Origin of the sequence: Candidatus Binatus sp., assembly GCF_036567905.1 — a bacterium.
Lineage (GTDB): Bacteria > Desulfobacterota > Binatia > Binatales > Binataceae > Binatus.
The window spans coordinates 66,218-79,983 of sequence record NZ_DATCTO010000047.1 but is presented as its reverse complement, the minus strand read 5'-3'; the positions used below and the strand labels follow the sequence as shown (position 1 = coordinate 79,983).

General features: G+C 62.9%; 15 protein-coding genes. 3 read left to right on the top strand and 12 right to left on the bottom strand.

Translation table 11 applies throughout. The features are described from left to right. The 4 genes from VIO10_RS08030 to VIO10_RS08015 all read right to left on the bottom strand — a co-directional run. Positions 1-1,269: DUF1329 domain-containing protein (locus VIO10_RS08030; protein ID WP_331962014.1), on the bottom strand; the 1,269-nt coding region annotated here is incomplete at its 3' end. Positions 1,270-1,453: 184 nt separating this feature from the next. Next, a complete protein-coding gene (locus VIO10_RS08025; protein WP_331962011.1) occupies positions 1,454-1,576 on the bottom strand; it encodes a DUF2087 domain-containing protein in 123 nt (40 codons plus the stop codon). Positions 1,577-1,587: 11 nt separating this feature from the next. Further along, positions 1,588-1,932, bottom strand: coding sequence for a hypothetical protein (locus VIO10_RS08020; protein WP_331962008.1), 345 nt, complete (start codon positions 1,930-1,932; stop codon positions 1,588-1,590). 89 nt (positions 1,933-2,021) lie between these two features. After that, positions 2,022-2,666: a class I SAM-dependent methyltransferase gene (locus tag VIO10_RS08015; protein ID WP_331962005.1), complete on the bottom strand. Its 645-nt coding sequence runs from the start codon at positions 2,664-2,666 to the stop codon at positions 2,022-2,024. Between the two features lie 120 nt (positions 2,667-2,786). Here VIO10_RS08015 and VIO10_RS08010 point away from each other — a divergent pair, with 120 nt between their 5' ends. Continuing rightward, a complete protein-coding gene (locus VIO10_RS08010) occupies positions 2,787-3,521 on the top strand; it encodes a class I SAM-dependent methyltransferase (RefSeq protein WP_331962002.1) in 735 nt (244 codons plus the stop codon). Positions 3,522-3,559: 38 nt separating this feature from the next. On the opposite strand, the gene VIO10_RS08005 is transcribed toward VIO10_RS08010, so the two are convergent. Genes VIO10_RS08005 through VIO10_RS07990 form a run of 4 tightly spaced genes read right to left on the bottom strand, consistent with a single transcriptional unit; the run spans position 3,560 to position 9,484 of the window. Next, the gene (locus VIO10_RS08005) at positions 3,560-3,751 is read right to left on the bottom strand and encodes a DUF2892 domain-containing protein (RefSeq protein ID WP_331961999.1); all 192 of its coding nucleotides are present in this window, start codon (positions 3,749-3,751) and stop codon (positions 3,560-3,562) included. Continuing rightward, a complete protein-coding gene (locus VIO10_RS08000; RefSeq protein WP_331961996.1) occupies positions 3,748-7,035 on the bottom strand; it encodes an efflux RND transporter permease subunit in 3,288 nt (1,095 codons plus the stop codon). Before VIO10_RS08000 ends, VIO10_RS08005 begins: the two co-directional genes overlap by 4 nt. Then, positions 7,035-8,114: an efflux RND transporter periplasmic adaptor subunit gene (locus VIO10_RS07995; protein ID WP_331961993.1), complete on the bottom strand. Its 1,080-nt coding sequence runs from the start codon at positions 8,112-8,114 to the stop codon at positions 7,035-7,037. Before VIO10_RS07995 ends, VIO10_RS08000 begins: the two co-directional genes overlap by 1 nt. Continuing rightward, entirely contained in the window at positions 8,111-9,484 is a 1,374-nt protein-coding gene (locus tag VIO10_RS07990; RefSeq protein ID WP_331961990.1) for a TolC family protein, read from the bottom strand. The genes VIO10_RS07995 and VIO10_RS07990 overlap by 4 nt, the downstream gene beginning before the upstream one ends. Before the next feature lie 95 nt (positions 9,485-9,579). On the opposite strand from VIO10_RS07990, the gene VIO10_RS07985 reads away from it, so the two are divergent. Next, entirely contained in the window at positions 9,580-10,272 is a 693-nt protein-coding gene (locus VIO10_RS07985; RefSeq protein ID WP_331961987.1) for a metalloregulator ArsR/SmtB family transcription factor, read from the top strand. A 104-nt stretch (positions 10,273-10,376) separates the two neighbouring features. Further along, a complete protein-coding gene (locus tag VIO10_RS07980; RefSeq protein ID WP_331961984.1) occupies positions 10,377-10,811 on the top strand; it encodes an OsmC family protein in 435 nt (144 codons plus the stop codon). A gap of 97 nt (positions 10,812-10,908) precedes the next feature. Here the strand turns inward: VIO10_RS07980 and VIO10_RS07975 are convergent, their stop codons facing one another. The 4 genes from VIO10_RS07975 to VIO10_RS07960 form a co-directional block, all read right to left on the bottom strand. Beyond that, positions 10,909-11,628, bottom strand: coding sequence for a class I SAM-dependent methyltransferase (locus VIO10_RS07975; protein WP_331961981.1), 720 nt, complete (start codon positions 11,626-11,628; stop codon positions 10,909-10,911). A 109-nt stretch (positions 11,629-11,737) separates the two neighbouring features. Further along, positions 11,738-12,505: a metal ABC transporter permease gene (locus VIO10_RS07970; protein ID WP_331961978.1), complete on the bottom strand. Its 768-nt coding sequence runs from the start codon at positions 12,503-12,505 to the stop codon at positions 11,738-11,740. Further along, complete coding sequence (locus VIO10_RS07965) at positions 12,495-13,217, bottom strand: metal ABC transporter ATP-binding protein (protein ID WP_331961975.1); 723 nt, start codon at positions 13,215-13,217, stop codon at positions 12,495-12,497. The genes VIO10_RS07970 and VIO10_RS07965 overlap by 11 nt, the downstream gene beginning before the upstream one ends. Positions 13,218-13,255: 38 nt before the next feature. After that, positions 13,256-13,726 carry a universal stress protein gene (locus VIO10_RS07960; protein WP_331961972.1) on the bottom strand — a complete coding sequence of 157 codons (471 nt, stop codon included), beginning with the start codon at positions 13,724-13,726 and terminating at the stop codon, positions 13,256-13,258. Positions 13,727-13,766 lie beyond the last annotated feature (40 nt).

The following is a 13,766-nucleotide window of genomic DNA, read 5'->3' as shown; positions in this document are numbered from 1 at the left end:
GGTGAAGAACGCTTTATCCACCGCACCCATGTTGATGTACCAGCATTCACGCTCGGTCGTCTCGTGGCCGGGCAGGTAGCACATCGATGCCTGTCCGCTCTGCACATCGGTGGAGCAGGCGCCGACGACGAATTCGCGCTTAAAAGGATAGATGGCGATTTTCGCGTCGGGCACCGGGCGATCGCGATACGCGAGCCAGAAGACGTTGTTGCGGAACAGCTGGCCGCTGCGATCGTAGGTATCGACGTACGGCTCGAACCACATTTCGGAATCCATGTAGATGACCGTCTTGGAATCTAGCGCCGAAGCGTTAACGCTGCGCCGCGGCTCGGCGCTCACGATGTACATGTGGCGCATCTCCCAACGCTCGGGGCATGCGCTGCCGCCGCCGTCGGTCTCGCATCGCTTTTCCGGTGAATACTCGGCGGCAACCGTCGCCAGCATCTCCTTCTCGCCGAGGAACTTATAGTTGTATTCTTCGGTCTTGGGATTGAACCCCGAATAGTGATCGGGGTCCCAGCTCTGCGCGCCGGTCGCGGTCGAATTGATCGCCTCGTTCAGACGGCGCAGGCGCCGGGAGCCGGGCTCCCAAGCCCAGGTGTCGTCGCCATGATTCGGATCGCCGTACCGATAACGCAGCAGGCTGGTGCCGCGACCGTCCTCGGGCGCGAGTTCGGGACCGAGCAGGAACAACCACAGGCGGTTGGTAAGCTTGAAGTCGGGATCGACCGGCAGCGGCTCGACTTCGGTCCTGCCGACGAGGTCATAACCGGCGTAGTGCCCGGTCTGATAGTACCAGATTGCAAAGTAAGGCTTGTTGCGGCCGGTGTAGACCGTGTCGCAATCGTAATATCGCAGGTCGTAGTCGTCATTGCTGATCGGACGCCACAAGGCGTTCCAGACGACCTTGGTGGCGACGTAGGGATCGTTGGCATCAATCAGCGGGAAGGGCTGTCCGGCAACGTAGCCGATGACGGTGCGATGATCCTTCGAGAGCTGTACCTGCGACGAATATTTTTCGGTCGCGTCCTTGTACGGAGGCGGCCAATCGATGCGCGTGGTGGGAACAATTTTCATCGTCATCCCGCGCTGCACTTTGTAAAACACGCCTGGCGAAACAAGATCCTTCACCTTCGACGCGTTGTCCGGAGTGATGAAGTCGCCTGGCTTCACGCCTGCCTCCCCCGGCAAGCTCAAGGCCGCGAGGGCCAACAATCCAAGGCACCCGGCGACGACCGCTTTGCGAAACCCCGCTATCCCCAATTGCATTCGAACCTCCGTAAAAGCCTCGGGCCGTTTTTTCCCCTGACTCGATAAAGATACCGGCCAGCCTGAATTTTCCATGGATCTCTATTAGAAAAAAAGACGCGGAAAGTCAACCCTGCTAATTGTAAAAAAAATAAATCTACCTGTTACGTTCCGAGCGGCACGCGCTTATGCGAGGCGAAACAGCCTAACTGCCGGCAGTCCGCCACTGCGATTGTGGGCTGCGGCGATAGATGCCCTTGTCGCGCGTCAGCATCCCGCATCCGACCATCTCGCGGCGCGGCGTCGCGCAGTCGTGATGGTGCAGCACAGCGGCCCGTATTAACCGTCGGCGATGTGAAACTTGTGCAGGAAGCGATGGATGACGGGCGTGAGCAGAAGCCCGACCACCGCGATCAGCGCGAGACCGCTGTAGAGCGCGTACATTGATGCGAAGACCTTGGCGGCATTGCTCTTCAACGGATCGACGGGACCCATGCCGCCGAGAATCATCGACGCGTTGAGCAACGAATCGACCCAGCGCAGCCTGCCGAGATAATGGTAGCCGCATACGCCGATTGCCAGAGAGCCAGCAACGACGGCGCCCGCGACAGCGCTCCATCGCGCGAGCCGCCACAGGAACAGGCGGCGCGGCAGCAAGGTCTCGTGACGACGTTCGAACCGCATCAAATTTGAAACCTAGATAAATTGGCGTTCCCGACGCGGTTTGAACCCGTGCTATCGAGGTGATCTGAGGTCTCTTTCATACGCACGGATTATGCCCGTCGCGCCAGGATCGCGTAGTGGTATTTGAGCGTTTGCTCCTGCACGGCGCGCAGGCCCGCACGCTCGATCCGCTCGCGAGCCTCGGCCGCCGTGTAAACATGGTCGCGTGGAGGACCGACCGGCCGCTCGACGGCCGCGTTCCAGTCCACTACCAGCAGGGCTCCGTCGGGCTTGAGCAGCGCGACCATCGCGGCCAACGCCTCGTCGCCGACTTCATGCAGGACATTGACAGCCAGCACGCGGTCCGCAGTAGCGCGCAGTTGCGCCGATCGCTCGACGTGCATCGCGGTGAGGTTGCGGAGTTCCCGCGCCGCCGGCTTGGCGCACAGCAAGTCGAGCATCGGTTGCTGCTCGTCGAGAGCGATCACGTCGAGGTCGGGGCGCCGGCGCGCCAGTTCGATCGCGTACATTCCGGTGCCAGCGCCGAAATCGACAACGCGCGATTTGGCCGGCGCCGCCAACATCGCGAAAACCTCGTCGGGCGGCAGATGCTCGAAGCGCGCCGGGTTGTCGAGCAATGCCGCACGCGCCGGATCGAATCGCTCGGGTTGACGGGCGCCGTGGCGATCATCATGGCCATGCGCGCCATGGCGGTGACCGCCGCGATCGTGCTCGCCGTGCTTGCGATTGTCCATAGAGAAACCTCCGTGCGAGTTTGGAACAATCTGCCAAACGCCCTGCTGATGAACGATAGAGCGACACTTGCCGAAACGGCAAGGCTTGAATCGGCCGCGAGATAGCAATATGGAGCAAGGATGTTGCAGCGAACAACTGGCGAGCGCGTCGTGCTGCGGGCATCCCGGGCGATATTAACCATCTGCGTCCTGGCTTGCGTGCTTTGTCGATTTGGCGCCGCGGCCGCACAGGTGGCCCAGCCGGCGATGGTGCATGATTTCCACGACGCCAAACACTGGGCGACAGTCTTCGAGTCGCCCGAGCGCGCGAAGTGGCAGAAGCCCGACGAGGTCGTGAGCGCGCTCGAACTCAAGCCGGGCCAGACCGTCGCGGATATCGGCGCAGGCACCGGTTATTTCACGCGCCGCTTCGCGGCCGCCGTGGGCCCCGAGGGAGAAGCGATCGGACTCGACATCGAGCCCGCGATGGTCGAATACATGAAGCAGGACGCCGCTCGGCGCCATCTCAAGAACTATATGGCGCGCTTGAGCAAGCCCGATGACGCAGGCCTGGCGCCCCATTCGGTGGACCTGATCTTTTTCTGCGACGTGTACCATCACGTCCCCGGCCGCATCGCGTATCTGAAGCAACTCGCCGCCGCGCTGCGCCCGGGTGGGCGGATCGTGATAATCGATTTTCACCGCAGCGCTCCGGTCGGGCCGCCAGCCGCGATGCGGATTCCGCGCCAGCAGGCGATCGCGGAGTTTGTCCAGGCCGGATACCGCATGGTTGCATCGAAGGACTTCCTGCCCTACCAGTATTTTCTGGAGTTCGTACCCGCAGGTGCGCCGGTCCAGGCCGGCGCCCACTCCTAGCCAGCCGAGCGCGCCAAGCGTCTTGGAGTACGGTGCGGTCACACCTTGGGCAGGCCGAGCCGGCTCAGGATCGCCATCATCGGGCACCACTTGGTGAAGGCCGACTGGAACAGGTTGAGCGCAACGAACGCGACGAACAGATACCACGCGGGATTAACCCAATAGCCGAGCGCCAGTCCCAGCAGCACGAAAATTCCCGCGATCGCGCGTAGGGCTTCATTTTGCGTCATGGTTGGGGTGCTCCTTGTTTTCCATCAGCTGAGGACACGGAATTTTTGTACACGAGATAGTAAACCAGCGGCACCACGATCAGGGTGAAGGCGGTCGAAGCGAAAATCCCGAAGATGAACGCCCACGCCAGGCCCGAGAACACCGGATCCAACGCGATCGCCGCCGAGCCCAGCATCGCCGCACCCGCGGTCAGCGCAATCGGCCGAAGCCGGACCGCTCCCGCCTCGATCACCGCCTGTTCGAGGCTCTGCCCATGCTTAAGGCCGAGATGAATGAAGTCGATGAGGATGATGGAATTGCGCACCACGATTCCGGCCAGCGCGATCATTCCAATCATCGCCGTCGCCGTGAAATAGACCGGATCGGCGTATCCGCTCACCGCGTGGCTGGTCAACAGGTTGAGCAGGAAGAATCCGGGCATGATGCCGATGAGGGTGAGCGGGATGGCCGCCATGATGATCAGCGGCATCGCGGTCGATCCGGTTTGCGCGACCAACAGCACGTAGATAAAAAACAGCGCCGCGCCAAACGCGATCCCGAGATCGCGGAACACCTGCACCGTGACCTGCCACTCGCCCTCGCCGGTGAAGTCGGCCGTATAGCCGGGCGCCAGCAGCCGAGCCGCGCGCGGTTCCAGCCATAGCACTTCGTTGACCGGGCTTGCGCCGGCCGTGCCCGCCATCACCATCGCGACCCGGCGCAGGTCCTTATGGTAGATGGGCTGCTCCTCAATCGTGCGGCGTATCTCGCCGAGTTCGCCGAGGGTGACCATGGCGCCGCCGGCAGCCCGAAGCTTGATCGCCATCAGGTCGTTGAGCGCGGATCGCTGGATGCGCGGGAGGCGCAGCTCGATGAGGTACGGGGTCCGCTCGGTTGAAGTGTGGACTGTCGCGGGCGCTTGCCCGCCCAACGCCAGCAAGAGCGTGCGCGCCGCGTCGTCGGCGCTGATGCCGTGCAACGCGGCCTTCTGGCGATCGAGCATGAACTCAAGCCGTGGCTGCGCGGCGATCGCAAGGTCGTCGGCATCCACCAGTCCGGCGGTCTTCTCGAACAGGACGCGCACCCGCGACCCAGATGCAATAAGATCCGAATAACTCGCCTCCATCGGGCCATAGATCTCCGCCACCACGCTGGCCAGCACGGGCGGGCCCGGCGGCAATTCGACCAGCTTCATCTTGAGGCCGGGATGCGCCTGCGCGATCTTCTCCAGCTCCGGACGGATGCGCAGCGCGATTTCGTGCGAGCCCTGAGCCCTGTCCCCTTTCGGCGCGAGGTTGATCCGGATATCGGCCTGATAGGGTTCCTGGCGCAGGTAGTAATGGCGAACCAGTCCGTTGAAGTCCATTGGCGAGTTGGTTCCGGCGTAGGTTTCGAACATCGTCACTTCGCGCACCCGCGCGAGCAGGCTCGCGAAGTCATGCACCGCCGCATTGGTCGCCTCGAGCGGAGTACCGGCCGGCATCGTGACCAGCAGATCGAACTCGTCCTTGTTATCGAACGGCAGCATCTTGACCGGCACCAGGCCGGTCACGACCAGCAGCACCGAGATGACGAATGCCCCGGCCATCGCGTACAGAAACCGATGCGCGCGCCGGCGGTTTGCGAGCAAGGGGCCCAAAATTTTCGTGTACCACTTCCTGATCGTTGCGCCTTCGCCTTCAACCCCACCCTTGGCCGGTTGGTCATACTCGCGCCGCAACAAATGATACGAGGCCCACGGCGTGATGGTGAACGCCACCAGCAGCGACATCAGCATCGCCACCGGCACGTTGAACGGCATCGGCCGCATATACGGCCCCATCATCCCGGTCACGAACAGCATCGGGATGAACGACATGATCACGGTAAACGTAGCCAGGATGGTGGGCGGGCGGACCTCGTCAACGGCGATCAGGGTTGCCAGCCGCGGCGGATGATCGCGCAGGCGAAAGTGGCGATGAATGTTCTCGACATCGACAATCGGATCATCGACCAGCAGACCGAGCGACAGGATGAGCGCGAACAGCGTCACGCGGTTAATCGTGTAGCCCATCAGCAGATTGCCGAGCAGCGTGATCGAGAGCGTGATCGGGACGGCAATCGCGACGATAAACGCCTCGCGCAAACCGAGCGAAAATGCCAGCAGAACGGCGATTATCGCCACCGCGATCAGCAGCTCGCGGACCAGTTCATTGACCTTGGCGTTGGCGGTCTCGCCGTAGTTGCGCGTGATCAGCATCTGCACGTCGGAAGGGATCGCGACCTGGCGCAGCGCGCGCAGTTTGCCGAGTAATCCTTCGCTGACCGCGACCGCGTTGGTGCCGCGCCGCTTGGCGAAGGCGATCGTCACGGCCGGATAGAGCCTGCCGCGCGCGCCCGGCGTTTCGTCGCGCAGTTGCCCCGGCTCGCCGCTGATCAACCCGCTGGCTGGACCGAACCCAACCTCGGTGTAGGTGGTTGCTTCCGCGGGGCCATCGACCACGCGCGCCACATCGCGCAGATACACCAGTTGGCCATGATGCACGGCGACCACCGTGTCGGAGACTTCCTTCGCGTTGCGCAGGAACGGGCCGCTGTCCACCACGTATTCGCGATTATTGCGAGCGAAGCTGCCCACCCGCAGATTGGCGTCGGCGCCCTCGAGCGCGTGCGCCACTTCGAGCGGCGTCACCTCATGGCCGGCCAGCCGTTCGGTATCCAACTCGACCCGGACTTCGCGCGGACGTCCGCCCACTACAAAGGAACGGCCGGTGTCGGGAACCTCCTGCATGCGATGCAGGATTTCGTCGGCCACGCGCCGCAACTGCGCGTCATCCGCGTGCGCGCTGTAGAGGGTGACCGTCAGGATTGGAACGTCATTGATACCCATCGGCTTGACGATCCATCCGGTCACCCCGGGCGGCACCGCGTCGCGGTTGGATTCGAGCTTGTCGTAAATCTGGACGGTGCTCTTGATCCGATCGGCGCCAACCTTGAAGCGCACCGTCACCATCGCCATGCCGGGCCGCGAGATCGAATAGATGTGCCGCACCCCGTCCATCTCCCAGAGCTTTTTCTCGAGGTTGATAGTGACGAGATTTTCCACCTCGCGCGCGCTGGCCCCCGGCATCTGGACGATAATGTCGGCCATGGGGACGACGATCTGCGGGTCCTCCTCGCGCGGGGTGGCAAGCAGGGCGACAGTTCCGGCCGCAAGCGAAGCCAGCAGCAGGAGCAATGAGAGATTGGAGCCGAGAAAGAGATCGACAATTCGGGCGGTAAAGCCGAGTGACTCCGCCCCTTGCGGGGCCGTCTCGTTGCTCATTAGCGAACCGCCGGACTCGGTTTCGGGGAAGGCTCGAGCAGCACGGTTTCGCCGCCGTTGAGGCCCGCGAGAACTTCAACCCGTTGATCGATCTCGCGCCCCAACGCAACCTGCCGCAGCTCGACTGAACCCTGCGTCCTCACCCGCACGGTGCTGAGCTGGCCCACCGTCTCAACGGCGCCGCGCGGAATCGTGAGCACTGTTTCCCGGCCCACGCCGAGCGACGCCCGCACGAACATCCCCGGTTGCAGGCCCGCGCCCGCGGGCAAATCCGCGCGCATCGTCACGCTGCGGCTGGCAGGGTCCGCAGCCGGAATGATTTCGGTGATGGTCGCGGCGAATTCGCGATGCACTGCGTCCACGTTAATGCGAACCGGGCTGCCGGGCCTTATCGACTTGAGCAGCGCTTCCGGAACCGCGAACGTGGCGCGAACCGCCCGGGTGTCATAGACCCGCAACAGCGGCTTCCCCGGCATCGCCATATCGCCGGGCTCCGCCATGCGGTCCATCACCACTCCCTCCACCGGAGATCGGACCGTTGCGTACGCCAGAGCCGATTTTCCAGCGGCGACCGCCGCTTCGGCCTGCTGCGCATGGGCGCGCGCGCTGCGATAGGCTGCCTCGGCCGCGTCGCGTTCCTGCGCGGTCGCGGAGCCGCGGGAATACAGCGCCGAATATCGGCGCCAATCGGCCCGGCTGCGCGCCAGCTCGGCCTGCGCGCCGGCCACTGCTGCGCGCGCCTGCGCGACCCCGGCGTCAAGATCCGACGGATCCATTTCGATTAGAATCTCTCCCAGTGTAATGCGCTGCCCGGCGCGCACGCGCACCGCACGCACCCGCGCCGATACATTGCTCGACAGCTCCACCGGCACCAGCGACTCGATGCTGCCGACGACCTGCATTTCCATCGGAATCGTCGTCGCGGTGACGTAAGCTATGCGCGCGTTGGGGTCTGACGATGCGGGCGCCGGCTGCAATCCGGGCCTGATGAGCCCGGCCGAGTGAAGATAGAACAGGATTACGACGGCGAGCAGGGCGACGCCCGCGATGATCCAGGTGCGGGAGAGATTGAAGTTCACTTAACCAGGTCTCCCGCGGGCGCCTTGCCGGTGGCAAGCCTGAGCGCCGCCTCGTCGATCACGACCGCCACCCGCGCCTGCGCCAGCTGCATATCCGCCTGCTCGCGCGCAGCCTGCGCCTCGAGCACGTCAACATTGGCCGCCAGACCAGAGCGGTAACGATCCTCCAGAATCTTGAGCGCGTCGGCCGCGTAATCGTTGTCCTGCCGGGCCACGTCTATATTTTTTCGCGCCGCGGTAAGATTTCTGTAGGCGGTTTCAACCTCCAGCGCGATCGCCGCGCGCAGGTCGCGTTCCAGCACCTCCGCCCGGCTCAGGCGCGCCCGTGCGGCGTCGAGTCCGGCTTTGCTCGCAAAGCCGTTGAAGATGTTTTGCTTCACGTTGAGAAAAACCATATAGCTGTTGCCCGCGCGGGTCAGGTACTGCGAATCGTTTTCGTAGGTCGCCGCCACACTCACCGACGGCAGATACTCCGCCCGCGCGATCGTCATCTGTTGGCGCGCCGCGTCCACCTGGGCATGCGCGATGCGGAACTCCGGGCGATTCCCAGGCGCTGCGGCCGCGAGTTCGTCGAGCCGGGCCAACTCCGGCGGCGGCGATCCTGAGAGCGCAGCGCCGGGCTCCAGCGGAGCGACCGCCTCGTCCTCCGCGCCAAGCGTGTGCGCCAGCGCAGCCCACGCGGTGCGGAGCTGCTCGCGCGCCTCGATATCTCGTTGTTCGAGGGTTCCGAGCATCACTTCGGTGCGCAATAGATCGGATTTGAGCGTCATCCCTTGATTGAAGCGATCTTTCGCCACCCCGCGATGCGCCTGCGCGGAGTCCAGAGCGCGTCGCACCACGCCGGTGGTTTCCTCGGCGAGCACAGCCCGGTAATAGGCCTCGATTACCTCGTACTCCACCTGCTCGCGGGTGCGCGCGTCCTGGAAGGTTCTGATATCGGCTTGATCGTCAGCCGCTCGGAGCGCGGCCAACAGCCGCCCACCCGCAAAGAGCGATTGTGACAGCACCACCTGGCTTTGGAAGTTGGAATAGGGCGATGGAAAATTGAGATGATGCAAGGAAAAATCGCTCTGTGAGAAATCCTGCTGGGCCAGAATGTCGGTGAAGACCAGCGGCGGGTAGTTGGAGTTGGAATAGTTTTCGATCGCGTCGAGGCGGGGCAGCATCTGCGCGCGCGCAACCGTCACGTCCGAGCCGGCGGCCTGCTGTTCGAGCCCCGCGGCCTGAAGCGAGCGGTTCTGGCGCATCGCGATTCGGAGCGCCTCGGCCAGCGAAATGTGGCGCCGGTCACCGGCGCATGAATTTCCCGCCCAGAAGATGGCGGCCATCCCGAGCATCAAAATCATCGAAGCAGATCGCGGTTTGCGCATGGCTTCCTCCCTCGTGCGCGCCCTGCTGCGGCGCTGCCGCGCCAGACAGCAGGCGCCCGTTGACGTACAGATTATATTCCAATAATCTATGGAACATGATAACTACTTCCCCTGGCAATGCAAGTCCAGCTCCCGAGCACCTCGTACTCGAGCAGCTTGCCATCGTCGCGCGAGCACTTGCACAGCCCCATCGCCTGCTCCTGCTGACGATCCTTGCCCAGGGCGAACGCAGCGTCGAAACCCTCGCCTCGGCGGCCGGGCTCAAGCTCGGCAACACCTCTCAGCATCTCCATCGCTTGCAACGGGCCGGCTTGGTCACCTCGCGCAAGGACGCGCATCGCGTCGTCTATCAGCTAAGCGACCAGGCGGCGGTCGCGGTGCTTGCGATACTGCGGCAGATTGCCGAGCGTAACCTGGCACAGATGTCAGTAATCGCCCAAAAATACTTCCACGAGCGCGATCCCCTTGAGCCGGTCTCGCGCGAAGAACTTCGTCGCCGGATCAGGAAAGATACGGTTACGATCATCGATGTCCGCCCGGCCGAGGAGTTCGCCGCCGGCCATCTGCCGGGCGCTATCAATGTCCCGACTAAGGAGCTTCAGCGCCGGCTGAGCAAACTGCCGCGCGACAAGCAGATAATCGCTTACTGCCGCGGGCCCTATTGCCTGATGTCCTACGAGGCGGTCGAAACCCTGCGCCGGCGTGGCTTCAAGGCGATGCGCCTGCAGGACGGCTATCCCGAATGGAAGGCGGCGGGATTCCCGGTGAAAGCCGAACATGCGCCGTGAGGCCGGGAAAAAATCTTTGCGATCGACTTCGGGATTAATGTCGTCACCCGAAAGTGTGCAAGGTCATAACTGATATCTAACGCTAAAGGTCTGGAGGAATCGCGATGAAACCACTGCCACACATTTACAGCGCGCAGCTCTCCGGCGGCTCCGAAGGCTACGCCGCGGTCTCTGTCGCAGGCATACCCGAGCTTCGCACCGCTCCGCCGGCAGACTTCGGCGGGCCGGGCGATGCATGGAGCCCCGAGGACCTGCTGATGGCTTCCGTCGAGACCTGCTTTCTCTTCACGCTTAGGGCCGTGGCCCGAGCGTCCAAGCTGGAGTTCGAATCCCTGGAGCTCTCAGGCGAGGGCACCCTCGATCGCAAGGATGGTGTGACCCGTTTTACGGAGATAGTTCTTCGCCCGCGACTCAAGCTTGCGGCGGGCGGAGACCGAGACAAAGCAATGCGGGTGCTCGAAAAAAGTGAAAAGTCGTGTCTGGTCACGGCATCTCTGTCCACGCCGGTCCGCCTTGAGCCGGAAATCGTGTCTGGCTGATCGCGCAGATGCGACCGCCGCAAACCAGATTGCGAATAACCTGGGCCCCCGCCAGAGGACGAATGCGCAGCGAGCGCCGCTGCTTCGGCGGCGGAAATCACTTGTCGATAGGCTTGGTGGCCTTCACCGCCAAGAAGGCGGCGCCGACTGTCGTCAACTGGCCAAGCAACGGGTCCATCGGCGCCATCAGCCCGGCCAACAGAGCAAGCTGCGGATAGTAGATCGCTCCGGATGCCGGTTGCGCGTAAAGTCGCGCGTTCTCCGCAAGCTCGCGCAACTCGCTTGCCGTTCTGAAACGCGCCTCGCGCCAGGTCTCCGAACCCATCCAACCGCGTATCCGGCGGGAGGCCGCCCAGAGACTCCATTTCCCGAGATCGCCGATGACGAGATGGCCACCAGGCCTGAGCACGCGCGCCATTTCACCAACGGCGCTCTGCGCCTCCGGCACGAAAGCGAGCAGAGCGATCGCGGTAACCAGGTCGAAACTCCGATCCCGAAACGGCAGACACTCGGTGCGTCCGACGGTGTAGCCGATCTCCGCTTTGTGGCGAGACGCCTGCGCCGTGGCGCTCACGATCATTCGATGGTCGATGTCACAGCCCATGACCAGTGACGCGCCGCGCCTCCAACAGGCCAAGGTCAGGGCGCCGTCGCCGCAGCCGACGTCCAGAATTCGCCGGCCCTTTAAGGGGCCTGCCATGCGCATAATCAATTGCTGCTCGAGGTCTTCCGTGATTCTTCCCAGCGAGGTGGCGCGCCACGTTTCATAGCTCTCGGGGCCGATTTCGCCGGCATGATGAGCAACCCTGCGGATCATGGAAACTTTTTCTCGGCGGCGCAGGTTAACGCGTAACATTCAATAGGCGACCGCACCTGTTCGCGATTTAGTCGTTCGACCTGCGCAATAATTGTCGCGCAACGCCCGTTTACTGCGGTTGTCGTTTTACCAGACTCAGAAAGAACAGCGCACCGGCGCCGGTGATTATGAGCGGCCCCGTGTCGCGATGAAGCAACGAGCCCGCATAGCTGCCCATCACGGTCGAGATCACTGAGATAGCGACCGAGATCGAAAGCATGTGGTTAAGATTCCTCGCCAGCCGCCGGGCGGTCGCCGCGGGAATGATGATCAGCGAGCCCATCAGCAGGACTCCAAGGTAACGGAAGCCCAACGCCACGGTGAGCGCGAAAGCGAGCAGGTAAAGCAGGTTGAGCCGCGCGACGTTGATACCGGCGGTCAAGGCGATATCCGGCGAAACCAGGGAAACCAGCAGAGAGTGCCGGGCTTTGAGAATGAAGATGACGACTACTGCCGCACCGAGGAGTCCGAGCGCCGTCTCCGAGCCGGTTAGCTTGGCCGGCGCGCCAAACAGCGCGTCGATAAGCTCCTCGCCCGAGGTAATGAGGCTTCCGATCGCAAGCGCGACCGAGAACACAACCCCGACGATGGTTTCAGTCGATATCCCGGTCCTCTCCTGCATGCTCCAGATAAGAACCGTTCCGAACAACAGCATCGCGAGCGCACCGACGACCGGCTGGAAGTGCAAAAGCAGCGCGATCCCGACGCCGGGAAGTGCGACGTGCGAGATGGCGTCGGCTGCGAGCGTCATTCTTCGCATGACGGCGAAACAGCCTACCAGTCCGGCGGCCGTGGCCATGCTTATGGCGAGCACCACTGAACCAAGTTCAAGGAACATTGTGGACATGAAATCCTATCGGCATCGCGTAAATCCGGCTGAGCACCTCGGGCGTAAGCACGGTCTTGGGTGGCCCAACGCGGCTGTAGGTTCTGCTAAGGCACAATACGTTTGTGGCGTATTGGTAAACGACACTCAGATCATGTGAGATGAGGAGGATCGTCATGCCACGCTCTTCCTGTAGCTGGCGAATCAGGCGGCTCAACTGTTCCTGGCCGGGCGCGTCAACTCCGGCGGCAGGTTCGTCGAGGAGCAGCACGTTTGGATTGCCGATTAGCGCGAACGCAACCAGGAGCCTCTGAAATTGCCCTCCGGACAGAGCGCCAATGGGTGTGTTGAGGATCTCCTTATCCAGCCCGACATCAGCGAGCGCCGCGAGGACGGCGCCATTTGGCGCCCTGACGACAGCAGCCTTGGCGGTCAGGAAGTCGCCACCCGTGATTGGCAGGTCGCGTTCAATATCGAGCTTCTGGGGAACGTACCCGAGCTTGGTGCCGGCCGCCCAGCGGATGCTCCCTTCATAACGCAGCGAGCCAATCAGTGCCCTGAAGAGTATGGTCTTCCCGGCGCCGTTGGGACCAATGACGGCAAGCGAACTCGCCTGGGGAACGCTGAAACTAACGTCTCGGAAGATTTCCGACGTTCCGAATCGTATCGCCAGACGTTCTACTTCCAGCGCGTTTGACGACCCGTCCGGCCCCCGTCCATCCACACTGACACCTCATTGCCGCTCTCAGGGAAGGCGCCCATTCAAGCGCGTCGCTTCCTTGCTGACGTCTTCTGTGATGATTTCGCCGCCGGCGCTTTCGGCTTGACTGTGAGCACCGGGCACGGTGCTTCCCGGACCACGCGTTCGGCAACGCTGCCGAGAACGAAACGACGAAGACCCTTGCGTCCATGCGTCGCCATTACGATCAGGTTGGCGCGCAACCGGTTCGCTGCTTGAACAAGCTCGACGCCCGGATCGCCCGTCATGACTTCGACCTCGTAATGGGCTTTGCCGTTGACTTTCCGGCGAGCCAACCGCTCCAGCTTGGTTCGCGCGGCGGCCTCCATCTTGCCGAAGGACAGCGCCACCTCAGGTCCGGGAGGTATCGCAACTACGTGAAGCAGGTAGAGCGTTGCCTTGCGTTCCCGCGCCAGCTCGGAGGCAAGCCGAAGCGCCTGAAGCGAGTTCTGGTCGAAGTCGATCGGACAGAGAATTTTCTTGAATCGGGGCATCTGGTACCTTTTAGCGAGCGCAACCAAACCAGTTCGAGTG